We start from the raw sequence: 24,368 nt of genomic DNA, 5'->3' as shown, positions 1-24,368 counted from the left end.
CGCTACTTTTATTGCCTATGTCCTCGATCATTGCACGCACCTACGAAGCCACACCTGCGAAGAACGTCGCCTTTTTGGGCCTTGGCGTCATGGGCTATCCCATGGCCGGGCATTTGGCACGCGCCGGCCATTCGGTCACGGTGTACAACCGAACCGCTTCCAAAGCGATAGCATGGTGCGCAGAGTACACAAGCGCTAGCGGCCAAAAACACGCCAATTCTCCCCGTGAGGCTGCGCAAGGCGCCGACTTCGTATTCTGCTGCGTCGGCAACGACGACGACCTGCGTGCCGTGACCTTGGGGGCCGACGGCGCCTTTGCCGGCATGGCGCCGGGAGCCATCTTTGTGGACCACACCACGGCCTCGGCGGAGGTGGCGCGCGAACTGCACGGCGCGGCGCGAACGCTGGGCCTCGCTTTTATCGACGCCCCCGTCTCGGGTGGCGAAGCCGGCGCCAGGAACGGCCAGCTTACCGTGATGTGCGGTGGCGATCAGGCCGCTTTTGACGCCGCTCGGCCGCTCGCCATGGCCTTCGCACGCGCCTTCACCCGCTTGGGCGAATCGGGGGCCGGTCAGTTGACCAAGATGGTGAACCAGATCTGCATTGCCGGCCTGGTGCAGGCATTGGCCGAAGCTATCGCCTTCGGCCAGCGCGCAGGCCTTGATTTGCCCCAGGTGCTTGACGTCATCGGCAAAGGCGCAGCACAAAGCTGGCAGCTCGATAACCGTGGCAAAACCATGGCGGCGCGTGAATTCGATTTCGGCTTTGCCGTCGACTGGATGCGCAAGGATCTGGGACTGGTGCTGGCCGAGGCGCGCCGCAATGGCTCGCAACTGCCAGTCACCGCACTGGTGGACCAGTTCTACGCCGACGTGCAGCGCATGGGCGGGCAGCGCTGGGACACGTCAAGCCTCATCAAGCGGTTCGACTGATCCGCACGCCGCGCCTTACTTGGCCGGCGCCGTCCCGCTGTTGGTGTCAGTCACGGGAGCACGAGCAGGCGCATTCATGCGCGCCAAGTCGTCGTCACTCACGTACTCGAACACCCGCACCACCTTGCGCACGCCGGTCACACCACGGGCAATGGCCGTTGCCCGCTTCGCCTCGCGTTGGCTGACGATACCCATCAGGTAAATCACCCCGCGCTCGGTCACGACCTTGAACGCACTGGCTGTCAGGTCCTTGGCATCGACCAAACTGGCGCGCATTTTTCCGGTGATGAAGGTGTCGTTGGAGCGCTGCGTAAGGGGCGTGCTGGGCATCACCGCCAGCTCGTTCACGATGGAGCGCACATTCGCCACCTTGGCGACCCTTTGCGCAACCGCATCGCGCACTTCCTGCGTTGGCACTTCGCCGGTCAGCAGTACCTGGCGGTTGAAGCTGGTGACGTTGATATGCACCTTGTCACCATAGTCGCCAAAAATCTGGTTGGTGGCACGCAGTTCGATGCCCTCATCCTCTACCTGGGTGCCGGTGGTGCGACGGTCAATCGCCACCATTCCGCCCACTGCAGCACCACCAAGAATCAGTGGTGCGGCGCAACCTGCCAGCGTGGCAGCGGCCAAAAGACTGACCAGGAGCCTGGTCGGATAGACAAATTTCATGAAATCTCCTGTTCACCAAACAATTGCTCATCTATGCCGTCGCACAAACAATTGAGCACCAAAGCATGGACCTCACGAACGCGCGCCGCACGCTCATGCGGCACGCCGATTCCGATGTCGGTCTCCCGCAGCAGCCCACCCAGCGCACCTGAAATGCGCCCGGTCAGCGCTATGACAATCATCTCGCGCTCATGGGCCGCCGAGACGGCTGCCAAGAGATTGGCGTCGTTCCCGGCAATACACAGCAACAACAAGACGTCTCCGGCCTGACCGAGTGCGCGCACCTGGCGCGCAAACTGCTGGCTGGGGTCGGCGCTACCGGTCAGCAGCGAACCGTCCACGCTCAAGGCCAGCGCCGCCAGCTCAGGGCGGTTGCGCTCAAAGCCCGCGACGCACGACGCAACAAACTGCTGGCCATCGCCCGCAGAAGCGCCGTTGCCGCAGACGAGAATCTTCCCGCCGCTGGTCACACACACCAGCAACGCCTGCACAGCGTCGGAAACAGGCTTGCACAGCAATTGCGCCGCCTGGTATTTGAGGTCGGCGCTGTCAATAAAGTGCTGTTGGATGCGTTGCTCAAGCATAAAAATCTAATTGCGGCGCAGAGGCGCAGATCATAAACCTGCCGTGTTACAGCTTTTGTAGCAACACGTACATGCTGGCTTAGCCGGCATCGAACGCCGCCTGCAACCATTCGATGCCCTCCTCGACCAGCACCACATCAAAACGACAAGGGGGCAGCGCACGCAGATGCATCAGGTAATGGCGTGCCGCAAATACGATCCGCCGCTGCTTGGTCGCTTGAATGCTGGCACCGGCACCGCCAAACCTTGTCGTACCACGGCGCCGCACTTCGACAAAAACGACGGTGCCATCGGGCGCACGCAGTATCAGGTCAATTTCGCCGCCGCCACGCCCTGGCGTCCGATAATTGCGCTCCAGGAGCTGCAGCCCGGCAGCTTGCAAGTGTGCGAGAGCCCAGTCTTCAGCCTCGTTGCCATGCTCACGCGTGGTCTTGGCGGTCGGTGCGAGGCGCACCGCCTTTTGAAAGAATCCCATTGAGCGCCTCTTTCGCTTCTGCCCTGCGCGCCGCCAGCGACGCTGCATCGGCTCAGCATTATCCCCAAGGCACCTTGTATGTGGTCGCCACGCCGATCGGCAATTTGGCCGATATCAGCTTGCGCGCCTTGCACGTGCTGCAACTGGCAGACAGCATCGCCTGCGAGGACACGCGGCACACGCAAGGCTTGCTGCGCAGCTACGGTATTGAGAAAACCGGCGCCCAGCTGCTGGCGCTGCACCAGCACAACGAGCAGGAGGGTGCCCAAACTGTGATTGCGCGCTTGCAGCAGGGGCAGCGTGTGGCCTATGTCAGCGACGCTGGAACGCCAGCCATCAGCGACCCTGGCGCCCGCCTGGTCGCTGCGGTGCAGGCTGCCGGGCTGCGCGCCGTACCCCTGCCCGGCGCCAGCAGCATTACCACCGCGCTGAGTGCTGCCGGCGCCGTGGCACACAGTGGCGGACAAGACGGTTTTGTGTTTGCCGGGTTCCTGCCCGCCAAGAGCGCCGAACGCGCCACCCTGATTGCGCAGCAACTGGCCCATGAGGCCCGCTGCGTAGTGCTGCTGGAGGCCCCCCACCGCATCGGCGAACTGGCCCAGGCCCTGGCGGTATTGGGCCAACGCCCGGTGACTTTGGCGCGCGAACTCACCAAACAGTTTGAAGAGATCACCACCCAGCCCGCACAGGCGCTGACGGCATGGCTGGAGGGCTCACCCCAGCGCTCCCGGGGTGAGTTCGTAGTGCTGCTGCACCCCACGGCAGTGGCCAGCGACGACGGCAAAAGCCTGCAGGTGCTGCGCCTGCTGCTGCAGGAGCTTCCCCTCAAGACCGCCGTGCGCCTAGCGGCCGAGATCACGGGGGCATCGCGCAATACGCTGTACGACACGGCCCTGCAATGGAAACGTGACGGTGCCACGCCAGACGGCGAGGCGAGCTGAATTTCATCAAAAATAGCCTCTAGCGCTTTGTTCATAAGCGCTAACAGCTATTTATTTGGTAGTGTTTCGCGCCCTTGAGCCACCCGCGCCGCTCGTTCACCGCCGCCATCACCGGACGCTTGCAAGGTTCTTCAGCCCGAAACCGCCAAACCCGCTGCCACGCCACCAAACAGGTCACCCTCGACCTGCGGCGTGTCAGGGAACGCGGATTTCAAAGCCTGCCGCAGTGGCCGCAAGGCCGAAGAGCCGCCCGTGAGGTAGATGGCGTCCAAGCCCTGCGGACCCAATCCAGCCAGCTGCACACATTCACGGGCGCAGGCCACCACCTGTTGAAGCGGCTGTGCCAGGCAATGCCCCAGCCCCTGGGCCGTGACCGTAGCACCGAGCCCCGGCTCGATCCAATCCAGCGGCATGGGCGCATCGGCACCGTCCATGGAGGCGGCAATCTTGGCCAGCTCCACCGTATTGGCCATGCGGTGCCCCAGGCGCTCGTTGAGCACCTGCATCAGCCGCCCATGCAGGCGCGCATCGGTGTAATCGGCTCGCAATTTCCGGGCATCACGCAGGGCACTGGGGGCGTACAGCCACTGGATCAGATGCCAGGTCGAGAGATCAAAGAATACGCTGCTTGGCACCTCGCGCCCGGTAGGTCCCAGATGGCGAAACCCCAGCAGAGGCATGAGCAGCTCCAGGCTGAGGCGGCGATCAAAGTCCGTGCCGCCTAGGTGCACCCCCGTGGTGGCCAATACATCGCAGCGGCGGTCGGTGTAGCGCATGCGTTCGGGTCCCAGACGCACCACCGTGAAATCAGACGTGCCACCGCCAATGTCCACAACCAGCACCAGGGACTCCCGCGTGATGCGCTGCTCATGGTCCAGCGCGGCTGCAATGGGCTCAAGCTGGAACGACACGTTCTCGAAACCTGCGGCCAGCGCCGCTTGGCGCAGTGCCTCTTCGGCCTGTCGGTCACGGGTGTCCTCGCCATCCACAAAATGCACCGGACGCCCCATCACCACCCGCCCAGGCATGCCTCCCAGCACTTCAAGGGACTTTTGCGCCAGCATGCGCAAAAACAGACCAATGATGTCTTGATAGCTCACCAAGCTGTTGTGCACCGCCGTTTTGTCTTGCAGCAAGGCACTGCCCAGCAGGCTTTTAAGCGAGCGCATCAACCGCCCTTCAGTGCCCGACAGATACTGCCCGACCGCATCGCGCCCAAAATGGGTACTGTGGTCTTCAGCATTGAAGAACAGCGCTGTTGGCAGCGTGTGGGCAGTGCCCTCCAAAGCGAGCATTCGCGCTGGCCCGCTGGCATGGCGCACGGCCATCGCCGAGTTGGAGGTACCGAAGTCAATCCCCAGGGTGGTTTCCTTCAAAAGAGGCATGAGAAGCGCAACGGTGTGTTGAATAAGTGAAATTGCCGCCGCATTCGGCAGCAAGGGCGCAGCAATAAGCAGGCAAGCTGCCACTCGCAAACCGAGCGGCTTTTAGCTGGCAATGCATCGCCCACTGCATGAAAAGCCGCGGTGTTGCCACGCCTATGAAAGCTCTAGCAACAAGATGCTGCCCCTGTATGCAGCCCATTGAGGCAATAAACAAGCTGTGAGCCAGCAATCTATCTGCCCATTGGTTTTTTAGAAACACGAGGGAAATGTAGAAACGCCCCAGAACCCTTTCGGGCGCTGGGGCGCATGCTGACTGGTGGCCTGGGACGGAATCGAACCGCCGACACAAGGATTTTCAATCCTCTGCTCTACCGACTGAGCTACCGGGCCTAAGCCTTAAATTATAGCTTCGAAATCTTGACGCCTCCGCCATGTTCGGCAACTAATTGCGCTTCCCGCGCGCCAAATCCACGCCCAGTTGGCGCAGCTTGCGGTAGAGGTGGGTGCGCTCAAGTCCTGTCTTCTCCGCTACACGTGTCATGGAGCCGCCTTCGCGTGCAAGGTGAAATTCGAAATAGGCCTTTTCAAACCCATCGCGCGCTTCACGCAAGGGGCGGTCAAGATCAAAGCCTTGGTGTGCATGTGGGCCCGCATCCATCTCCATGCTTGCAGCAAGCTGCGGAACGGTGAGATCGGCACACGGTGCAGGTGCTGAAACGGTAGCGGCGGATACGACCGCCACCGATGGCGCTGTACGCGAGGCGTGCCTCGCCAATCCTTGCTCGACTGCCTTGAGCAGCTTTTGCAAGGTAATGGGCTTTTCCAGAAAAGCAAAAGCACCAATACGCGTCGCATCCACTGCCGTGTCAATGGTCGCGTGACCGCTCATCATGATGACGGGCATGGTCAGGAGGCCGGTCGCCGCCCACTCCTTGAGCAGTGAAACACCATCGGTGTCAGGCATCCAGATGTCGAGCAACACCAAGTCGTAGTCGTTGGCGTTGCGGGCAATGCGCGCCTGCGTTGCGTTTTCTGCCAGATCGACACTGTGGCCTTCGTCATTCAGAATCTCGGAAAGAAGATCCCGAATGCCTAGCTCGTCGTCGACCACCAATAAGTTTGCCATGTGGGAAATGCCTTGAATCTGCAGCGTGCCAACCTCACGTCGCCGCCGTTTGCACAGTCGCAAATGATAGCGACACTTGCGCGCCACATATTCGCCCATCTTGTTCACGGTTGGCCAGCTTGATTGCTGCCCCGTGCTCGTCGGCAATTTTCTTGACAACGGCGAGTCCCAAGCCCGTTCCGCGTACCTTGGTTGTCACGTAGGGCTCAAACGCACGCTGGAGAATATGCGGCGGAAAACCGGCCCCCTGATCCAACACCGCCAGCTGTACGCGCTTTGACTCTGCGGTAAAGGAAGTGGTCAGGAGGACTGCTCGCTCTGTCTGTGGGTCGGATGCCAGCATCTGCTCGGTTGCATCTTGCGCGTTTTGAACCAAATTGTGCAGTACCTGGCGCAATTGCTGCGCATCGCCCAGGATGGGCGGGCACTGCGGATCAAGCCTGGCATGGACCGGCACACGCACGTCACCGGGCTCATAGAGGTGCAGTACATCCCGCACCAGCGCATTGAGATCCAGCGCTTGCAGGTCTGCCGAGGGCAGGCGCGCATAGTCGCGAAACTCGTTCACCAGCCGCTTCATGGCCTCCACCTGCTGAACAATAGTTTTGACGGATTTGGCGAGCATGGCCTGATCAGACGCTGCCAGCTTGGGCAACAGCTTCATCTCCATTCGTTCGGCCGATAGCTGAATGGGCGTCAGCGGGTTCTTGATCTCATGGGCCAATCGGCGCGCCACCTCGCCCCAGGCTTGTGCGCGCTGTGCGGAAACGATTTCGGTAATGTCCTCAAACACCAGCAACCTGGCGTTTTCTGGCATGCCGGCTCCCCTGGCGACGAGGCTCGTAGCGTGCTGCTGAGCGCCATCAGGCGAAGCGTGCAACTCGAAAGTTTGCTGCCAATGCGCCGGCCCCGCCCCGTCACGTTGCGACAGCCAGCTGTCAAACTGGCGCTGCACCGCCCGGTCAAACTCCACCAGTTCCGGCAGTTCCCCCAGCGTATGCCCCAGCACAGGCATCAAAGGCACATGCAGTATTCGCTCAGCTCCAGGGTTGAACGATTGCACACGCCCGGATGGATCCATCACGATCACCCCAGAAGTAAGGTTGTCGAGAATCGTCTGCAAACGCTCGCGCGCCGTGTCCACCGCCAGCATGCTGCTCTGCACTGCAGCACGTGCATCGGCGAGTTGCTGAGTCATCAAGGCGAAAGAACGCGTCAGGCCTCCCAGCTCGTCTCTGCCTTGAAGCGACGCCTTCGGACTAAGGTTGCCCTGGGCGACCTCGCGCACGCCTTCGGCCAACACCAGCAAGGGCCGCGCAAGCTGGTTGCCCAGGAGCACCGCCAGCAGCACCGCGCCAAACACCGCAAGAAACAGACTCAGGGTCAATGTGCCGATGTACATGCGACGCAGCCCCCCGCGGGCCAGGGAGCGCTCCTGGTATTCGCGATTCGCCTCCTGGACAGCCACCGCATTGCCCACCAGCACCGCCGGCAGGGGAAGCGTCACGTGCAGATAGCGCGGTTCGGCCGAAAACAGACCCAGGCTGGTGGTAGGGACCACGGCTATTGCGGTCACGTGGATGTTTTGCAAGGCCTGTGGTGTGGCATGGTCGCCCAAGTCGTCCAGCCCTTCGATTTGCGACCAGGCCCCCTGTTGGCGGACCACACGCAGCTGCTGTGCACTCGGTCGCTCGGCATCCAGGCGGAATCGCGACTGGCCAACGATCGAAAGCAGAGTCCCTGAACTGCTCCACAGCGCGGCATCGCTGGCGCCGAGCTGGTCGCGAATGCGCTCCAGCACCAGTCCAGCGGCAGCGCTGGGCACTTGCGCGAGCTGCGCGGCAGCGGTACGGGTGCGCGAGGCCGCTTCGGTCGACTGCATTTCCAGCGTGGTGCGGGCCAAGCTCACGCCTGCGTTAAGCGCACCTTCCACCTCGACGTCAAACCAGCTCTCAATGGAGCGCGAGACGAACTGGTACGACACGACATAGATCAGGCCCCCCGGCACCAACGCAACCAAGGCAAAGATGGCGGCAAGCTTCACCAACAGGCGGCTGCCGAACTTGCCATGGCGCAAGCGCAGCGCAAGGCGCGCGACGATCCATGCCAGCAGGCCCAGGAACGCCACCGCCACGACGACGTTGACGGCAAACAACCAGCTGTAATTGCGCTCGTACAAGGCGCGGTTGTTGGTGGCAAGCGTGAGCAAGAACATCAGCACCAGGGCGATGGCAGCGGTGATGGCAACACCCACCCCGATCGCCCAACGCGCTGCGCGCGACGGCTGCGCAGCACGCGAGCGCGGGGGCAAGTCCACGCCAGTGCTCATGGTGTGCTCAGGAGCGGAACCCGCTCGGTCCGCGCAATGCTCAGGTTCCAGCCAGATCGGCCGAGGGCGCCAATTTGCAAGGGCCGTGGCAACTGCGACATATCCAATTGGAAGTGAAAGTGAACACGGTATGGGGAGCCTGTATCCAGCACCTGCGCGTCGGCAATATTCCAGTGTGCAATCCGCTGCATTGCGGCGAGCACATCGGAGAGTTGGTCATAGGATTGCCCCACCGAGACGCCAAGACCAGACGTGCTGAACGGCGCCGAGGACACATTCAAGCGCCAGCGTTGGGTCAGCGGCTGGTAGCTCAGGCGCAAGAAGCGTTGCACGGAGGACACCTTCTCGTCAGACCAGTACCAACGCGATCGCGTGACTTCGGCATCGGCCACAAAAGTCATGGGAATGCCCTGCTGCAACGCCTCCTGCACCAGCGAAGGCAAGCCGAACTCCATGGAAACGTTCAGGAAGAGGCCCTCCAGACTTCGCTCAACCTCCATATGCGCCACGGCTGGCGCGCCCTGCGCATGCGCGAGGGGCCCAAGCGCCGTAGTGGCAGCACACCACAGCAGCCAAGCAAATGCTCGCAACAGACGGCTTGCACGCACAAGACGCAAATCAACGCTCCATTTTTTGTAGCAAGGCAAAGTAAAACCCATCCTGTCCCCCGTGCACATTGTCGGGGAGCCCGTTGCGACTGTCTGCCGCAGCAGGCAGGATATGGCCGGGCGAGGGCAACAGACGCGCGTCGCTGTTGTGGGCAAGGAACAATTTAATCTGATCGTCACCCTCGGGGCGGAAGACAGAGCAAGTGCAATACAGCAGACGCCCACCCGGCTTGACCAAAGGCCAGAGCGCTGCAAGCAGCCGCGCCTGGACTTGGGCAAGCTGCCCAATGTCGGATTCCCGCCGCAGCCAACGGACATCAGGGTGGCGCCGCACGATACCCGACGCCGTACAGGGCGCATCCAGCAAGATGGCATCGAAAGGCTCACCCGCGCAGCACTGCTGCCACCAATCCTGCGGTTTGGCGGCATCGTGCGCCAGCACCTGCGCTTGCAGCCCGATACGGGACAAGTTCTGCTCGATGCGCTTGCAGCGGACTGGGTCTATATCGAGCGCGGTAACGCGAATCTGCGCGCTGGTTCCGGCGCATTCAAGCAAGTGTGCAGTTTTGCCTCCAGGCGCTGCACAGGCATCAAGTACCCGCAGCTGCGCACCGGGAGGGAAACCAGCAAGCAGCAAGGGCGCGGCTCTCTGTGCCGATAGGTCTTGCACCGACACCACACCTTCTGCAAAGCCAGGGAGATGGTGCACGGCTACAGCACGCTCAAGGACCACACCATGAGGCGGCTGCTCATTCGCTCTGATATTGATAGCTTCAAGCGCTTTCATATATTGCGCTAGCGTGGTTTTTTGCCCATTAATTCGAAGCACCATGGGTGCCTGGGAGTTGTTGGCAGCAAGCACGCTTTGCCAATCGTCCGGCCACTCTTTCTGCATGCGGGCAATCCACCAGCGCGGGTGGTTCCATCGTGCAATGGGGTCTGCTGCCACGGCAGCCAGCAAGGCATCGCGCTCGCGCAAAAACCGCCGCATGCAGGCATTGATAAACGCGGCTTGCTTGCGTGTGGCAGCATCACCTTTGGCGGCCTCCACTGCCTGGTTGACCAGCGTGAACCCTTCATAGGGCATGTCCTCGGGTGCCGCGGCCAGCGCGAGCGCTGTGCAGAGCAAGGCGTCGGCCGCTGGCGGTGGCGTGCGCGGTGCAAGTCGACTGCGCAGCGCCTCTGCCAGTCCCAGGTGGCGCAGCACGTGGTACAGGAGGGCCTGCGCGCCTGGACGCAAGCCAGGCGCGGCGCCGTCAAGCGCTACGGCGCCAGAACGCCCTTTGCGTATTTGGAGCAGGCCGCTTGCAGCAAGCTGCAGCAGCGCACTCAGGCTGCCCGAGCGCGTACCGGCAGCGGGGGTCTGATCCGAATCGGTCGTCGCCGATGGCTTCATGGTGTTTCCTTCAACCTGCAAATTGGCTAGTGTCGTGAGTTGGAAGTAGGTTGAAAAAGTGAAAGATGTCGAAATCGGCGTCAGGCAAGGCGCAAACCACAGCGATAGCCGGAGCTATCGCGAGGATTTGTAACGCGGCATGGCGGCGATTCTCGGCAGCTTTCTGAAACGAACTTCCAACTCACGACACTAGGATGCAAAGCGTCATCGGCGCAGAGTTCCATCAGCGGGACCGATTTGCCATGAAAAAATCCCGGTCTGTCCATTCAGGGCAGGCCGGGATCGAAGTGTGACATGGCAGGGGCAAAAGCCCCCGCCGCGCTCGACAGTTAGTCAGCTGCTGCGTCGTCGCCAGCACCTTCGACCGATTCGGTCTCGGTGGCACCGGCCATTTCCTCAGCTTCCGCTTCAGCGATGGCGCGCCGCTCTGCATCATCCATAGCATCCTTCACCTTGCGCGCCTGGTGGTAGGCCATGCCAGTACCGGCTGGAATCAGGCGGCCGACAATGACGTTTTCCTTCAGACCACGCAGTTCGTCGCGCTTGCCCATGATGGCCGCTTCGGTCAGCACGCGCGTTGTTTCCTGGAACGACGCTGCCGAGATGAACGAATCGGTGGACAGCGATGCCTTGGTGATACCCAGCAACAAGTTGGTGTACGTTGCCGGCAGCTTGCCCTCAGCTTGCAACGCCTCATTGGTGTTGAGAATTTCCGAGCGCTCGACCTGTTCGCCGGCGATGTAGTTCGAATCGCCAGAATTCTCGACCACCACGCGCCGCAGCATCTGGCGCACGATCACCTCGATGTGCTTGTCGTTGATCTTCACACCCTGCAAGCGGTACACGTCCTGCACTTCATCAACGATGTAGCGCGAGAGCTCTTCGATGCCCAGCAGGCGCAGGATGTCCTGCGGATCGGCCGGGCCGTCGACGATGGATTCGCCCTTGTTCACCACCTGGCCTTCGTGCACCAGGATGTTCTTTTCCTTGGGGATCAGCTCTTCCCAGACCTTGCCTTCCGGATCGGTGATCTGCAGGCGGATCTTGCCCTTGGTTTCCTTGCCGAACGAGATGGTGCCAGTGGCTTCGGCCAGCGTACCCTTGTCCTTGGGCGTACGCGCCTCGAACAGTTCAGCCACGCGCGGCAAACCGCCGGTAATGTCGCGTGTCTTCTGGCCTTCGATCGGGATACGGGCCAGCACTTCGCCAGGGCCCACATCCATACCGTCGCGTACCTGGATCAGCGCGCCGATCTGGAAGCCAATGGTCACGGAGTGGTCGGTGCCGGGGATCTTCACTTCGTTGCCCGTGGCATCGATCAGCTTGACCTGGGGCTTGACCACCTTGGCCGAACCACGTCGCTTGGGGTCGATCACGACCAATGTCGACAGGCCGGTGACATCGTCCACCTGCTTGGCAACGGTCAGGCCTTCCTCGACGTTCTCGAACTGTGCCTTGCCGGCAAACTCGGTAATGATGGGGCGGGTCAGCGGATCCCAGTTGGCCAGGATCAAGCCTGCCTTGACCTGCTGGTCTGCCTTCACGGCGAGCGTCGCGCCATACGGCACCTTGTGGCGCTCGCGCTCGCGACCATGCTCATCATGAATGGTAATTTCGCCAGACCGGGAAATCACCACCAACTCACCCTTGGAGTTGGTCACATAGCGCATGGTGGCGTTGAAGCCGATTACGCCATTGGACTTGGCTTGCACGCTGGCCGCAATGGCCGCACGGGAAGCGGCGCCCCCGATGTGGAACGTCCGCATGGTGAGCTGCGTACCAGGTTCACCGATGGACTGTGCGGCAATCACGCCAACCGCTTCGCCAAGGTTGATGAGACCGCCACGGCCCAGGTCACGGCCATAGCAGGATGCGCACAGGCCAAAACGTGTCTCGCAAGTCAGCGCCGTACGCACCTTGACTTCATCGACACCTGCAGCTTCCAGCTCTTCGATCAGGTCTTCTTCCAGCATCTGGCCAGCGACTGCCAGCACTGCACGGGTTTCCGGATGCAGCACATCCTCGGCAACAGTGCGGCCAAGTACGCGGTCGCGCAGCGATTCGATGACCTCGCCACCCTCGACAATGGCGCGCATGAAGGCGCCGTTTGAGGTACCGCAGTCCTCTTCGGTAACCACCAGATCCTGCGTCACATCGACCAGCCGGCGCGTGAGATAGCCAGAGTTGGCGGTCTTCAACGCCGTATCAGCCAGGCCTTTTCGAGCGCCGTGGGTCGAGATGAAGTACTGAAGCACGTTCAGGCCTTCACGGAAATTCGCCGTAATGGGGGTCTCGATAATGGAACCATCGGGCTTGGCCATCAGACCGCGCATGCCGGCAAGCTGGCGAATCTGGGCGGCGGAGCCGCGGGCGCCTGAATCGGCCATCATGTAGATGGAGTTGAACGACTCCTGATCCACTTCATTGCCATGGCGGTCGATGGTCTTTTGCTTGGCCAGCTGCTGCATCATGACCTTGGAGACTTCGTCACCGGCCTTGCCCCAGATATCCACCACCTTGTTGTAGCGCTCACCCGAGGTCACCAGACCCGAGACGTACTGCTGCTCGATCTCCTTAACCTCTTTTTCCGCTGCCTCAATGATGCCTACCTTCTGAGGCGGCACCAGCATGTCTTCGATAGCAATCGAGATACCGGCGCGCGTCGCCAGACGGAAGCCGTTTTGCAGCAGCTTGTCGGCAAACACCACTGTTTCCTTGAGCCCACATTTGCGGAAGGACACGTTGATCAGCTTGGAAATTTCCTTCTTCTTGAGCGCCTTGTTCATGTTCGAGAACGGCAACCCCTTGGGCAGGATTTCCGACAGCAAGGCGCGGCCTGCGGTGGTTTCCACAATACTGGTGCTGGGTTCGAACTCGCCCGTGGCCTTGTTCTTGACCCATTCGGTCATGCGCACATTGATCTTCGCCGCGAGTTCCACCTCACGCGCGTCCAATGCTCGCTGAACTTCACCAATGTCGGCAAAAATAAGTCCTTCGCCCTTGCCATTGATGCACTCGCGCGTAGCGTAGTACAGGCCGAGCACCACGTCTTGCGACGGCACGATGGAGGGCTCACCCGAGGCGGGAAACAGCACGTTGTTGGACGCCAGCATCAACGTGCGGGCCTCCATCTGTGCTTCCACGGACAACGGAATGTGCACCGCCATCTGGTCACCGTCGAAGTCGGCGTTGAAGGCCGCGCAGACCAGCGGATGCAGCTGAATGGCCTTGCCTTCAATCAAAATGGGTTCGAAGGCCTGGATACCCAGACGGTGCAGCGTGGGCGCGCGGTTAAGCATCACTGGGTGCTCTTTGATCACCTCTTCCAGGATGTCCCAGACCACCGGCGTGCCGGATTCGACTTCCTTCTTGGCCGCCTTGATCGTCGTCGCGATGCCCATGGCTTCAAGGCGCGAGAAGATGAAGGGCTTGAATAATTCGAGCGCCATCAGCTTGGGCAGGCCGCACTGGTGCAACTTGAGTGTCGGGCCCACCACGATGACCGACCGGCCGGAGTAGTCCACGCGCTTACCCAGCAAGTTCTGGCGGAAGCGACCGCTCTTGCCCTTGATCATGTCAGCAAGCGATTTCAAGGCGCGCTTGTTGGCACCTGTCATAGCCTTGCCACGGCGGCCGTTATCGAGCAACGAATCCACGGCTTCCTGCAGCATGCGCTTCTCGTTGCGCGCAATGATTTCCGGGGCCTTCAGCTCCAGCAAGCGGCGCAGACGGCTGTTGCGGTTGATCACGCGGCGATACAGGTCGTTCAGGTCGGACGTGGCGAAGCGGCCACCATCGAGTGGCACCAACGGACGAAGATCCGGCGGCAGCACGGGGAGCACTTCGAGCACCATCCACTCGGGCTTGATGCCGGACTTCTTGAACGCTTCCAGCACCTTCAAGCGCTTGGCGTTCTTCTTGACCTTGACTTCGGAACCGGTCAGATCACCACGCAGGCGCTCAATCTCGGAGTCGATCTCGATCGATTCCAGCAGATCGCGGATGCCTTCAGCTCCCATCTTGGCGACGAATTCATCGCCGTATTCCTTGCGTTTCGCGTCGTGGTCATCCTCGGACATGATGTCGCGCTTTTTCAGCGGCGTCATACCGGGATCGGTGATCACATAGGCTTCAAAGTACAGCACGCGCTCAATGTCGCGCAGCGTCATGTCGAGCACCAGGCCCAGACGCGACGGCAACGACTTCAGAAACCAGATGTGGGCGCACGGCGCGGCCAGATCAATGTGGCCCATGCGCTCACGGCGCACTTTGGTCTGCGTGACTTCAACGCCGCACTTCTCGCAGATGACACCGCGGTGCTTGAGGCGCTTGTACTTGCCGCACAGGCATTCGTAGTCTTTGATCGGGCCAAAAATCTTGGCGCAGAACAGACCGTCGCGCTCAGGTTTGAAGGTGCGATAGTTAATGGTCTCGGGCTTCTTCACCTCGCCGAAGGACCAGGAACGGATCTTCTCGGGCGAGGCCATGCCGACGCGAATGGCATCGAAATGCTCGTCGGGCGTGAATTGCTTGAACAGGTCGAGTAGGGATTTCATATGACTCTTTCCTTAAACGGTTGGGACGGGCCGGCGCATACGCTGCGCATTCGGCCCGCACGACAGGAGCTTGGCGTTCAGGAGCGTTCCAGTTCCATGTCGAGGCCCAGCGAGCGGATTTCCTTGACCAGCACGTTGAACGATTCGGGCATGCCCGCTTCAATGGTGTGCTCACCCTTGACGATGCTCTCGTACACCTTGGTACGGCCTTGGACGTCGTCGGATTTCACCGTCAGCATTTCCTGCAGGACGTACGCAGCGCCATAGGCTTCCAGCGCCCACACTTCCATTTCGCCGAAACGCTGGCCGCCGAACTGCGCCTTGCCGCCGAGCGGCTGCTGCGTCACCAGCGAGTACGGCCCGGTCGAGCGTGCGTGCATCTTGTCGTCCACCAGATGGTGCAGCTTGAGGTAGTGCATGTAACCCACCGTAGTGAAGCGCTCGAACGCCTCGCCCGTGCGGCCGTCGTACAGCTGCGCCTGGGTGCGTGTTGCTGTCAGACCCTTCTCTTTCGCGATCTCTTCGGGATACGCGAGTTTCAGCATGTCGAGGATTTCCTGCTCGGTCGCCCCATCAAACACAGGAGTGGCAAATGGGACGCCGCTCGTCAATTCCTGCGCCATGGCACGGATCTCGTCGTCCGACATCTTCTCCAGGTCTTCTTTGCGACCGGCACTGTTGTAGACCTTGTCAAGGAATTGCCGAATCTCTACCGTAGCCGCCTCCCGCTGCAGCATGTCACCGATACGCTGGCCGATGCCTTTGCCAGCCCAGCCCAGATGCACTTCCAGCACCTGCCCGATGTTCATGCGCGAAGGAACGCCCAGTGGGTTGAGCACGATGTCGCAAGGCGTGCCATCCGCCATGTGCGGCATGTCTTCCACTGGGGTGATCTTCGAGACCACACCCTTGTTACCGTGGCGACCGGCCATCTTGTCCCCCGGCTGCAGACGACGTTTGACAGCCAGGTACACCTTCACCATCTTCAGCACGCCAGCGGGCAATTCGTCGCCTTGCGTGAGCTTCTTGCGCTTTTCTTCAAACAAAAGGTCAAAGCTGTGACGCGTCTGCTCAAGCGAATTCTTGATGCTCTCCAACTGGCTCGCCACGTCGTCTTCGGCGGGGCGAATATCGAACCAGTGGAAGCGGTCGAGCGCATCGAGATACGCCTTGTCGATCTTGCTGCCCTTGGCGAGCTTTTGCGGGCCGCCATTGGCAACGCGACCAATCAGCAGTTTTTCCAGACGCGCAAAGGCGTCGTCGCTCACGATGCGCAGTTGGTCGTTCAAGTCGAGACGGAAACGCTTGAGCTCATCATCAATGATTTGCTGGGCACGTTTGTCGCGCTGAATGCCTTCGCGCGTGAACACTTGGACGTCAATGACCACGCCCTGCGAGCCTTGATCCACACGCAGCGACGTATCTTTTACGTCCGATGCCTTTTCGCCAAAGATGGCGCGAAGCAGCTTTTCTTCCGGTGTCAGCGTGGTTTCACCCTTGGGCGTGACCTTGCCCACCAGCGTATCGCCAGGCATGACTTCGGCACCCACATAGATGATGCCGGATTCGTCCAGACGGTTGAGCTGCTGCTCAGAGAGGTTAGGAATATCGCGCGTGATTTCCTCGGCCCCTAGCTTGGTGTCGCGCGCCATGACCACGAGCTCCTCGATGTGAATCGAGGTGTAGCGGTCTTCGGCGACGACGCGTTCACTGATCAAAATAGAGTCTTCGAAGTTGTAGCCGTTCCAGGGCATGAAGGCGATCAGCATGTTCTGACCGATGGCGATCTCACCCAGATCGGTCGAGGCACCATCCGCGATCACGTCACCCTTGGTCAGCTTGTCGCCCTTTTTGACGATGGGTCGCTGGTGGATGTTCGTATTCTGGTTGGAGCGCTGGTACTTGATGAGGTTGTAGATGTCCACACCCACTTCACCTGCGGCCGCCTCAGCGTCGTTCACGCGAATCACGATGCGGGTTGCATCTACGTAGTCCACTACGCCACCGCGGGTCGCAGTAACCACAGTGCCGGAGTCCACCGCGGCCACGCGCTCAATGCCAGTGCCCACCATGGGTTTTTCTGGACGCAGCACAGGCACGGCCTGGCGCGACATGTTGGCGCCCATGAGTGCGCGGTTGGCGTCGTCATGCTCCAGGAACGGAACGAGCGACGCGGCCACCGACACGATCTGCGCGGGCGAGACGTCCATGTACTGCACACGCTCTGCGCCGACCAGAATTGACTCGCCTTTTTCGCGGGCAGACACCAAGTCGCCGGTCAAACGGCCATCGTCGCTCAGGGTCGCGTTGGCTTGTGCAATGATGTACTTGCCTTCTTCAATCGCCGACAGGTAATCGATTTCATTGGTCACCTTGGCGTCGATCACGCGGCGGTACGGCGTTTCGATGAAACCGTATTCGTTCAGACGCGCATACAGAGCAAGCGAATTGATCAGGCCAATGTTCGGGCCTTCAGGCGTTTCGATAGGACACACGCGGCCGTAGTGGGTGACGTGCACGTCGCGCACTTCAAAGCCTGCACGCTCGCGCGTCAGACCGCCCGGGCCGAGAGCCGACACGCGGCGCTTGTGGGTGATTTCGGCCAGCGGATTGGTCTGGTCCATGAATTGCGAGAGCTGCGAAGCACCGAAGAACTCCTTGAGAGCCGCAGAAATCGGCTTGGAGTTGATCAGATCGTGCGGCATGAGCGGGTCCTGCTCGGCCTGGCCCAGACGCTCCTTCACCGCCTTCTCGATGCGCGCCAGACCGGTACGGTACTGGTTCTCGGCCAACTCGCCGACACAACGCACACGCCGGTTGCCCAGGTGGTCGATGTCGTCCACTTCGCCATTGCCGTTGCGTAGATCCACCAGAATCTTGACCACGGAGAGGATGTCCTCGTTGGTCAGAACCATGGGGCCGGTCGACTCATCGCGGCCAATCTTGGCGTTGAACTTCATGCGCCCGACGCGCGAAAGATCGTAGGTGTCAGGGTTGTAGAACAAGCGCTGGAACAGTGCCTGTACGGCATCTTCGGTCGGCGGCTCGCCGGGGCGCATCATGCGGTAGATGGCAACACGGGCAGCGAACTCGTCAACGGTCTCATCAATGCGCAGGGTCTGCGAGATGTACGCGCCTTGATCGAGTTCGTTGGTGTAGATGCACTGCAATTCCTGCACACCCGAGGAACGCAGCTTCTTAAGCAGTGCTTCGGTGATCTCTTCGTTGGCCTTGGCCAGGATCTCACCAGTATCGGGATCGACGATCGCGCGAGCGATCACGCGACCAATGAGGAAGTCCTCGGGCACACTGATGTGCGTGGTCTTGCTCTCTTCGAGTTCACGGGTATGACGGGCAGTCACGCGCTTGTCTTTGGCGACGACTACCTTTCCAGACTTGTCCGTAATGTCGAAACGTGCCACTTCGCCGCGCAGGCGCTCGGGCACGAATTCCATCTGTGCCCCGCTGTCCATCAAGCGGAAGTTGTCGTTGACAAAGAAGTTTGCCAGGATCGATTCGGGGTTCAGGCCAATGGCCTTGAGCAGAATCGTGACTGGCATCTTGCGCCGACGGTCCACGCGGAAATAAAGAATGTCTTTGGGGTCGAACTCGAAGTCGAGCCAGGAACCGCGGTAAGGAATGATGCGCGCCGAGAAAAGCAATTTGCCTGAGCTGTGCGTTTTTCCCTTGTCGTGCTCGAAAAACACGCCAGGCGAGCGGTGCAACTGCGAGACGATGACACGCTCGGTACCGTTGATGATGAACGAGCCCTTGTCGGTCATGAGCGGCACTTCGCCCATATAGACCTCTTGCTCTTTCACTTCCTTGACCACCTTGGATTGGGGCGTAGAAGACTCACGATCGTAAATGATGAGTTGCACCTTGGCACGGACGGCGGACGCAAAGGTCAGGCCACGTGTCTGGCACTCGCGCACATCAAAGGCGGGCTTAGCCAGGTTGTATTCGAGGAATTTCATTTCCACGAAACCGTTGTGCGAGACAATCGGAAAGGCCGCATTGAAAGCCGCTTGCAAGCCTTCTATCGAACGCTTCTTTGGCGATACATTCGCCTGAAGGAACGCGGTATACGCGTCTTTCTGCATCTGCAGCAGGTAGGGAACCTCGAGCACGCTGTCGCGGCTGCCGAAACTTTTGCGGATTCGCTTGCGTTCGGTAAAGGAATAGGCCATGAGATCTCCGGGCAAAGACTTGAGTCCTGGGTCTGCGACGTAGGACCTGCAGCGCGCGGCACTGCAGGCTTGGCGGTTGGCCACTACCAACCATGGCGGACAGCGATGCGTTGCACATCGCCCGAACCAAGGCGTCTTCTGCTGTCGGGTTCGTCAGAAGACACTAAAAAACAACGGCGCCGTTGTTTTTTGGTGCGCTCTGCCTGGCGCCCAGAAGCGCCAAAAGGCTGAGGGCTCCTTCCGGAGCACCCCAGCCCATGAGAGGGCGAGCTTACTTGAGCTCGGCCTTGGCGCCAGCGTCTTCCAGCTTCTTCTTGGCGGCTTCGGCGTCGGCCTTGGCCATGCCTTCCTTGACTGCCTTGGGAGCGCCGTCGACCACGTCCTTGGCTTCTTTCAGGCCCAGGCCCGTAATTTCGCGCACGGCCTTGATGACGGACACCTTGTTGGCGCCGGCTTCGAGCAGCATCACGTTGAATTCGGTCTGTTCTTCAGCAGCAGCAGCACCAGCACCAGCACCGCCCGCAGCAGGGGCCGCCATTGCGGCGGCGCTCACGCCAAACTTCTCTTCAATGGCTTTCACCAGCTCATTGAGTTCCAGGACCGTCATGCCGTCAAGCGCGGTCAAAAATGCGTCTTTATCGAATGCCATTTTGATTTCCTAACAATTGGTTGGTTGAACGACTGCGGGGCTTCAGGCCGCCACAGCTTCGCTCTCGCCTTTTTTCGCCGCCAGAGCGCCCAGCACCACTGCGGTACGGGAAATTGGCGACATCAACAGCCCACACACCTGCGCCAACAACACTTCCCGCGAAGGAATGTTGGCGAGTTGCCTCACGCCATTCACGTCCAGGGCCTTGCCACCGAATGCGCCGCCGCGAATGACCAACTTGTCGTTGGTTTTCGCGAAGTCGGCCACCACTTTCGCGGCAGCCACGGCGTCTTCGGAGAAGCCATAGATCAGCGGACCGGTCATCTGGTCGGCAACCACGTCAAAGCTGCTTCCGGCAACAGCGCGGCGGGCCAGGGTGTTCTTGAGAACACTCAGGCTAACGCCTTTGCTGCGCGCATCGGAACGCAACTTGGTCATGTCGGCGACCGTGATGCCGCGGTATTCCGCAAGCACAAGCGTTTGAGCTTTTGCGGCGAGGTCGGTCACTTCACTGATGACCGCTTCTTTCTCACTGCGATTAAGACTCAAGGTCTACTCCTTAAAAAGTGCCACTTAGCCGAAAGGCCAAATTGCACACTCTGGTTGCAGCGACCAACTGTTCAGGTTCAAACCCTATGCAGCGGGATCGCCATCTGCGCTGGCCCCTAGGGGATTTAAGTGCGCCTTTGCACGCCAGCGGTCTTGGATGGCCTGCGCGCATGGGAATGCACACAGCCCACCGGTTCAGACAGGCATTCAGCCCACCTGGACATTTCTTCAGGCCGCGATCGATTGCGTATCGACGCGGACACCCACGCCCATCGTGGAAGAGACCGCCACCTTGCGCAAGTACAGACCTTTGCTGGTCGCGGGCTTGGCCTTGGCCAGCGCGTCGATCAGAGCGGCCAAGTTACCTTGCAACTTGTCGTCGTCAAACGAACGGCGGCCAATGGTGCTGTGCACGATGCCTGCTTTGTCCACACGGAACTGGACCTGGCCGGCTTTGGCGTTCTTCACGGCGGTTGCCACATCGGGAGTGACGGTGCCCACCTTCGGGTTGGGCATCAGCCCGCGTGGGCCCAAAATCTGACCGAGGGTACCAACGACGCGCATCGCATCGGGGGCAGCAATGACGACGTCAAAAGGCATATCACCCGCCTTGACCATGGCAGCCAGATCGTCCATACCGACGATGTCGGCTCCGGCGGCCTTCGCCTCTTCGGCCTTGACGCCTTGGGCAAACACTGCGACCCGCGTCGTTTTGCCGGTGCCGTTTGGCAGGACGACAGCGCCACGGACCACTTGGTCAGACTTCTTCGCGTCGACACCGAGTTGCACGGCCACATCGATGGACTCATCAAATTTTGCCGTAGCACCCACTTTGACCAGACTCAACGCCTCTGCCAAAGGATATAGACGGGTGCTGTCGATCTTGCCCTGGAGAGCTTTTTGCTTTTTCGTGAGCTTGGCCATTTACACGCCCTCCACGGTCACACCCATCGAACGGGCAGAGCCAGCAATGGTACGAACTGCCGCGTCAAGATCGGCAGCGTTCATGTCTTTCATTTTGGTCTTGGCGATTTCTTCGAGCTGCGCGCGCGTGATCTTGCCAACCTTGGTGCTCAGCGGATTGGCAGAACCCTTGTCGAGCTTAATGGCCTTCTTGATCAAAACCGTTGCGGGCGGCGTCTTGATGATGAAGGTAAAGCTCTTGTCCGCAAAAGCGGTAATGACCACCGGCAGAGGCAGGCCGGGCTCGACACCTTGGGTCTGCGCATTGAATGCCTTGCAGAACTCCATAATGTTGAGGCCGCGCTGACCCAGTGCTGGGCCAATCGGTGGTGAGGGATTGGCCTTACCAGCTGGTACTTGCAGCTTGATAAAACCGACGATTTTCTTCGCCATGGTTTACTCCTTGCGGGTGCATGCGCCGTGGTCTGCTGTGCAGACTCGGCTCCCCGGGGTTTACAGCTCTCGATAAACAATTGCACCGAGCCGAAAAGTGCAACCGCGCCAATACCAATTTAGGTCTTTTCGACTTGACCAAATTCCAATTCCACCGGGGTGGAGCGCCCAAAAATCATCACGGAGACGCGCAGACGATTCTTCTCGTAATTGACGTCTTCCACCGATCCGTTGAAATCGGTAAAAGGCCCCTCCTTCACGCGAACCAGTTCGCCCACCATGAATTCCGTCTTGTGCCGGGGTTTTTCGGTGCCCTCTTGCATCTGACTGACGATTTTTTGCACCTCGGCTTCAGAAATGGGAGCTGGCCGATTCTTGGCGCCCCCGACGAAACCGGTCACCTTGTTGGTGTGCTTTACCAGGTGCCAGGACTCGTCATCCATGATCATCTCGACAAACACATACCCAGGAAACAGGCGCCGCTCCGTGGTTTTCCGCTGCCCGCTCTTCATTTCCACCACTTCTTCAGTCGGCACCAATACACGACCAAATTTGGCATGCATACCGGCGCGGGCGATGCGCTCGGCAATGTTTCGCTCAACAGCTTTTTCCATGCCGGAGTAGGCGTGCACGATGTACCAGCGAAGCTCGGGATTGCCAGCATCGGCGGTTCCCAAGGCACTCACACCTTCCATATCGGCCGAAACTGTCATTACTTCCTCCAACCCAGAATCAGGTCATAAAAAACCCATTCGAGCGTCTTGTCGGTCAACCAAAGAAACAATGCCATCACCACGACGAAACCGAATACATACATAGTCATCTGGACGGCTTCCTTGCGGGTCGGCCAAACGACCTTCTTGACTTCCCGATAGGAATCTCGGCAAAAAGCAATGAATCGCTTCCCGCTCTCGGAAACCAGAAAAACCCCAACCGCCAACACCAGTCCACCAAGGAGCACGCTCCATTGGACCATGGCCCCTTGCTTGGCAAGAAAATAAAACCCCGCCAAAGCCGCCAGCAACAGCACAACAGACAAGGCCAGCTTAGCCTTGTCAACACCAGTACTGACAGTTTCTATTTGTGAAGTGGCCATGCCATTTTTCCTATCAAACCCAGCATCGCCTAAGACGCCGAAGCCCGCCATTGTGTAGCGGGCTTTGAATACCACCGTATCAGGTGGCAGGGGCAGTAGGAATCGAACCTACAACCTTCGGTTTTGGAGACCGACGCTCTGCCAATTGAGCTATACCCCTAAGTTGCTTTAAGCAATGATCTTGGCAACAACGCCCGCGCCGACGGTGCGGCCGCCTTCGCGGATAGCAAAGCGCAGACCTTCTTCCATGGCGATGGGGTTGATCAGCTTGACCGTGATCGACACGTTGTCGCCAGGCATGACCATTTCCTTGTCGGCAGGCAACTCGATCGCGCCCGTCACGTCCGTCGTACGGAAGTAAAACTGGGGGCGGTAGTTGTTGAAGAACGGCGTGTGGCGGCCGCCTTCGTCCTTGGACAGGACGTACACCTCAGCGGTGAAGTGCGTGTGCGGCTTGATCGAGCCGGGTTTGCACAGCACTTGGCCGCGTTCGACGTCTTCGCGCTTGGTGCCGCGCAGCAGCAGGCCGACGTTGTCGCCAGCTTGGCCTTGGTCGAGCAACTTGCGGAACATTTCCACGCCGGTGCAGGTGGTCTTGGCGGTGTCCTTGATGCCGACGATTTCGATTTCTTCGCCGACCTTGATGACGCCGCGCTCGATACGGCCCGTGACCACGGTGCCACGACCGGAGATGGAGAACACGTCTTCCACGGGCATCAGGAAGGCGCCGTCCACGGCACGCTCAGGTGTGGGGATGTAGGTGTCCAGGGCTTCAGCGAGCTTCATGATGGCTTGCTCGCCCAGAGGGCCCTTGTCGCCTTCCAGGGCGAGCTTGGCGGAGCCGCGAATGATCGGGGTGTCGTCGCCAGGGAAATCGTATTTGTCGAGGAGTTCGCGCACTTCCATTTCGACGAGTTCGAGGAGCTCCTCGTCGTCGACCATGTCGCACTTGTTCAGGAACACGATGATGTAGGGCACGCCGACCTGGCGGGCCAGCAGGATGTGCTCGCGCGTCTGGGGCATTGGGCCGTCAGCGGCCGAGCACACGAGGATGGCGCCGTCCATCTGGGCGGCACCGGTGATCATGTTCTTCACATAGTCGGCGTGGCCAGGGCAGTCCACGTGGGCGTAGTGGCGATTCTGCGTTTCGTATTCCACGTGAGCCGTGTTGATCGTGATGCCGCGGGCCTTTTCTTCCGGAGCCGCGTCGATCTGGTCGTAGGCCTTGGCTTCACCGCCGAACTTGGCGGACAGCACGGTGGCAATTGCTGCCGTCAGCGTCGTCTTGCCGTGGTCCACGTGGCCGATCGTGCCGACGTTGACGTGCGGCTTGGTACGTTCGAATTTTCCTTTTGCCATTTTTCCGACTCCGAAAAAAATCTACAACAAAACAAGAGGACATCGGCGCACCAACCGCAGCCGCATCCAGAAATTAAGTGGTGCCCATGGCGGGAATCGGACCCGCGACCTCTCCCTTACCAAGGGAGTGCTCTACCACTGAGCCACATGGGCAACTAAAACAAA

19 protein-coding genes and 3 tRNA genes are annotated in these 24,368 nt (G+C 60.1%); 2 read left to right on the top strand and 20 right to left on the bottom strand.

The annotated features are described in order from the left end of the window. The first annotated feature begins 17 nt into the window (after positions 1-17). A complete protein-coding gene (locus tag D3F03_RS13935; protein WP_199665474.1) occupies positions 18-932 on the top strand; it encodes an NAD(P)-dependent oxidoreductase in 915 nt (304 codons plus the stop codon). A gap of 15 nt (positions 933-947) precedes the next feature. Here the strand turns inward: D3F03_RS13935 and D3F03_RS13930 are convergent, their stop codons facing one another. The 3 genes from D3F03_RS13930 to D3F03_RS13920 form a co-directional block, all read right to left on the bottom strand. Further along, complete coding sequence (locus D3F03_RS13930) at positions 948-1,604, bottom strand: BON domain-containing protein (protein ID WP_119110036.1); 657 nt, start codon at positions 1,602-1,604, stop codon at positions 948-950. After that, positions 1,601-2,188, bottom strand: coding sequence for an SIS domain-containing protein (locus D3F03_RS13925; RefSeq protein WP_119110035.1), 588 nt, complete (start codon positions 2,186-2,188; stop codon positions 1,601-1,603). The genes D3F03_RS13930 and D3F03_RS13925 overlap by 4 nt, the downstream gene beginning before the upstream one ends. A gap of 79 nt (positions 2,189-2,267) precedes the next feature. Continuing rightward, positions 2,268-2,663, bottom strand: a complete 396-nt coding sequence (locus D3F03_RS13920; protein ID WP_119110034.1) for a YraN family protein — start codon at positions 2,661-2,663, stop codon at positions 2,268-2,270. On the opposite strand from D3F03_RS13920, the gene rsmI reads away from it, so the two are divergent. After that, positions 2,663-3,604: a 16S rRNA (cytidine(1402)-2'-O)-methyltransferase gene (gene rsmI / locus D3F03_RS13915; RefSeq protein ID WP_119110033.1), complete on the top strand. Its 942-nt coding sequence runs from the start codon at positions 2,663-2,665 to the stop codon at positions 3,602-3,604. The two genes, D3F03_RS13920 and rsmI, sit on opposite strands and share 1 nt — an antisense overlap. Positions 3,605-3,735: 131 nt before the next feature. Here the strand turns inward: rsmI and D3F03_RS13910 are convergent, their stop codons facing one another. The 17 genes from D3F03_RS13910 to D3F03_RS13830 form a co-directional block, all read right to left on the bottom strand. Further along, positions 3,736-4,989 (bottom strand): Hsp70 family protein, encoded by a 1,254-nt coding sequence (locus D3F03_RS13910; RefSeq protein ID WP_119110032.1) that lies wholly within the window; start codon positions 4,987-4,989, stop codon positions 3,736-3,738. Between the two features lie 314 nt (positions 4,990-5,303). Then, positions 5,304-5,379, bottom strand: a tRNA-Phe gene (locus D3F03_RS13905). A 52-nt stretch (positions 5,380-5,431) separates the two neighbouring features. Then, a complete protein-coding gene (locus tag D3F03_RS13900) occupies positions 5,432-6,115 on the bottom strand; it encodes a response regulator (RefSeq protein ID WP_119110031.1) in 684 nt (227 codons plus the stop codon). Between the two features lie 34 nt (positions 6,116-6,149). Continuing rightward, the gene (locus D3F03_RS13895) at positions 6,150-8,444 is read right to left on the bottom strand and encodes a sensor histidine kinase (protein WP_119110030.1); all 2,295 of its coding nucleotides are present in this window, start codon (positions 8,442-8,444) and stop codon (positions 6,150-6,152) included. Next, positions 8,441-8,944, bottom strand: a complete 504-nt coding sequence (locus tag D3F03_RS13890) for a DUF4390 domain-containing protein (protein ID WP_425453142.1) — start codon at positions 8,942-8,944, stop codon at positions 8,441-8,443. Before D3F03_RS13890 ends, D3F03_RS13895 begins: the two co-directional genes overlap by 4 nt. 118 nt (positions 8,945-9,062) lie before the next feature. Further along, a complete protein-coding gene (gene rsmB / locus D3F03_RS13885; RefSeq protein WP_119110152.1) occupies positions 9,063-10,448 on the bottom strand; it encodes a 16S rRNA (cytosine(967)-C(5))-methyltransferase RsmB in 1,386 nt (461 codons plus the stop codon). A gap of 329 nt (positions 10,449-10,777) precedes the next feature. Then, the gene (gene rpoC, locus D3F03_RS13880; RefSeq protein ID WP_119110028.1) at positions 10,778-15,004 is read right to left on the bottom strand and encodes a DNA-directed RNA polymerase subunit beta'; all 4,227 of its coding nucleotides are present in this window, start codon (positions 15,002-15,004) and stop codon (positions 10,778-10,780) included. 77 nt (positions 15,005-15,081) lie between these two features. Beyond that, positions 15,082-19,194: a DNA-directed RNA polymerase subunit beta gene (gene rpoB, locus D3F03_RS13875; RefSeq protein ID WP_119110027.1), complete on the bottom strand. Its 4,113-nt coding sequence runs from the start codon at positions 19,192-19,194 to the stop codon at positions 15,082-15,084. Between the two features lie 271 nt (positions 19,195-19,465). Beyond that, entirely contained in the window at positions 19,466-19,843 is a 378-nt protein-coding gene (gene rplL, locus D3F03_RS13870; RefSeq protein ID WP_119110026.1) for a 50S ribosomal protein L7/L12, read from the bottom strand. Between the two features lie 42 nt (positions 19,844-19,885). Next, entirely contained in the window at positions 19,886-20,392 is a 507-nt protein-coding gene (rplJ, locus tag D3F03_RS13865; protein WP_119110025.1) for a 50S ribosomal protein L10, read from the bottom strand. A gap of 228 nt (positions 20,393-20,620) precedes the next feature. After that, positions 20,621-21,316 (bottom strand): 50S ribosomal protein L1, encoded by a 696-nt coding sequence (rplA, locus tag D3F03_RS13860; protein WP_119110024.1) that lies wholly within the window; start codon positions 21,314-21,316, stop codon positions 20,621-20,623. Next, positions 21,317-21,748, bottom strand: coding sequence for a 50S ribosomal protein L11 (gene rplK / locus D3F03_RS13855; protein WP_119110023.1), 432 nt, complete (start codon positions 21,746-21,748; stop codon positions 21,317-21,319). It lies immediately after the preceding gene. Between the two features lie 119 nt (positions 21,749-21,867). Beyond that, positions 21,868-22,461: a transcription termination/antitermination protein NusG gene (nusG, locus tag D3F03_RS13850; RefSeq protein WP_119110022.1), complete on the bottom strand. Its 594-nt coding sequence runs from the start codon at positions 22,459-22,461 to the stop codon at positions 21,868-21,870. Then, a complete protein-coding gene (secE, locus tag D3F03_RS13845; RefSeq protein ID WP_119110151.1) occupies positions 22,461-22,844 on the bottom strand; it encodes a preprotein translocase subunit SecE in 384 nt (127 codons plus the stop codon). Before secE ends, nusG begins: the two co-directional genes overlap by 1 nt. An 84-nt stretch (positions 22,845-22,928) precedes the next feature. Beyond that, positions 22,929-23,004: transfer RNA gene (locus D3F03_RS13840), tRNA-Trp, on the bottom strand. Between the two features lie 8 nt (positions 23,005-23,012). Further along, the gene (tuf, locus tag D3F03_RS13835) at positions 23,013-24,203 is read right to left on the bottom strand and encodes an elongation factor Tu (RefSeq protein ID WP_119110021.1); all 1,191 of its coding nucleotides are present in this window, start codon (positions 24,201-24,203) and stop codon (positions 23,013-23,015) included. Positions 24,204-24,281: 78 nt separating this feature from the next. After that, positions 24,282-24,356, bottom strand: a tRNA-Thr gene (locus D3F03_RS13830). Positions 24,357-24,368: the final 12 nt, after the last annotated feature.

The sequence above is a fragment of the Simplicispira hankyongi genome (genome assembly GCF_003570885.1).
GTDB classification, from domain to species: domain Bacteria; phylum Pseudomonadota; class Gammaproteobacteria; order Burkholderiales; family Burkholderiaceae_C; genus Simplicispira; species Simplicispira hankyongi.
This window is presented reverse-complemented; position numbering and strand designations above follow the sequence as displayed.

Excerpts from the sequence above, each read along its gene's own strand:
- D3F03_RS13935 (WP_199665474.1), top strand. The coding sequence starts at position 18 with ATGTCCTCGATCATTGCACGCACCTACGAAGCCACACCTGCGAAGAAC.
- D3F03_RS13930 (WP_119110036.1), bottom strand. The coding sequence starts at position 1,604 with ATGAAATTTGTCTATCCGACCAGGCTCCTGGTCAGTCTTTTGGCCGCT.
- D3F03_RS13925 (WP_119110035.1), bottom strand. The coding sequence starts at position 2,188 with ATGCTTGAGCAACGCATCCAACAGCACTTTATTGACAGCGCCGACCTC.
- D3F03_RS13920 (WP_119110034.1), bottom strand. The coding sequence starts at position 2,663 with ATGGGATTCTTTCAAAAGGCGGTGCGCCTCGCACCGACCGCCAAGACC.
- D3F03_RS13910 (WP_119110032.1), bottom strand. The coding sequence starts at position 4,989 with ATGCCTCTTTTGAAGGAAACCACCCTGGGGATTGACTTCGGTACCTCC.
- D3F03_RS13900 (WP_119110031.1), bottom strand. The coding sequence starts at position 6,115 with ATGGCAAACTTATTGGTGGTCGACGACGAGCTAGGCATTCGGGATCTT.
- D3F03_RS13895 (WP_119110030.1), bottom strand. The coding sequence starts at position 8,444 with ATGAGCACTGGCGTGGACTTGCCCCCGCGCTCGCGTGCTGCGCAGCCG.
- D3F03_RS13890 (WP_425453142.1), bottom strand. The coding sequence starts at position 8,944 with ATGGAGGTTGAGCGAAGTCTGGAGGGCCTCTTCCTGAACGTTTCCATG.
- rsmB (WP_119110152.1), bottom strand. The coding sequence starts at position 10,448 with ATGAAGCCATCGGCGACGACCGATTCGGATCAGACCCCCGCTGCCGGT.
- rpoC (WP_119110028.1), bottom strand. The coding sequence starts at position 15,004 with ATGAAATCCCTACTCGACCTGTTCAAGCAATTCACGCCCGACGAGCAT.
- rpoB (WP_119110027.1), bottom strand. The coding sequence starts at position 19,194 with ATGGCCTATTCCTTTACCGAACGCAAGCGAATCCGCAAAAGTTTCGGC.
- rplL (WP_119110026.1), bottom strand. The coding sequence starts at position 19,843 with ATGGCATTCGATAAAGACGCATTTTTGACCGCGCTTGACGGCATGACG.
- rplA (WP_119110024.1), bottom strand. The coding sequence starts at position 21,316 with ATGGCCAAGCTCACGAAAAAGCAAAAAGCTCTCCAGGGCAAGATCGAC.
- rplK (WP_119110023.1), bottom strand. The coding sequence starts at position 21,748 with ATGGCGAAGAAAATCGTCGGTTTTATCAAGCTGCAAGTACCAGCTGGT.
- nusG (WP_119110022.1), bottom strand. The coding sequence starts at position 22,461 with ATGACAGTTTCGGCCGATATGGAAGGTGTGAGTGCCTTGGGAACCGCC.
- secE (WP_119110151.1), bottom strand. The coding sequence starts at position 22,844 with ATGGCCACTTCACAAATAGAAACTGTCAGTACTGGTGTTGACAAGGCT.
- tuf (WP_119110021.1), bottom strand. The coding sequence starts at position 24,203 with ATGGCAAAAGGAAAATTCGAACGTACCAAGCCGCACGTCAACGTCGGC.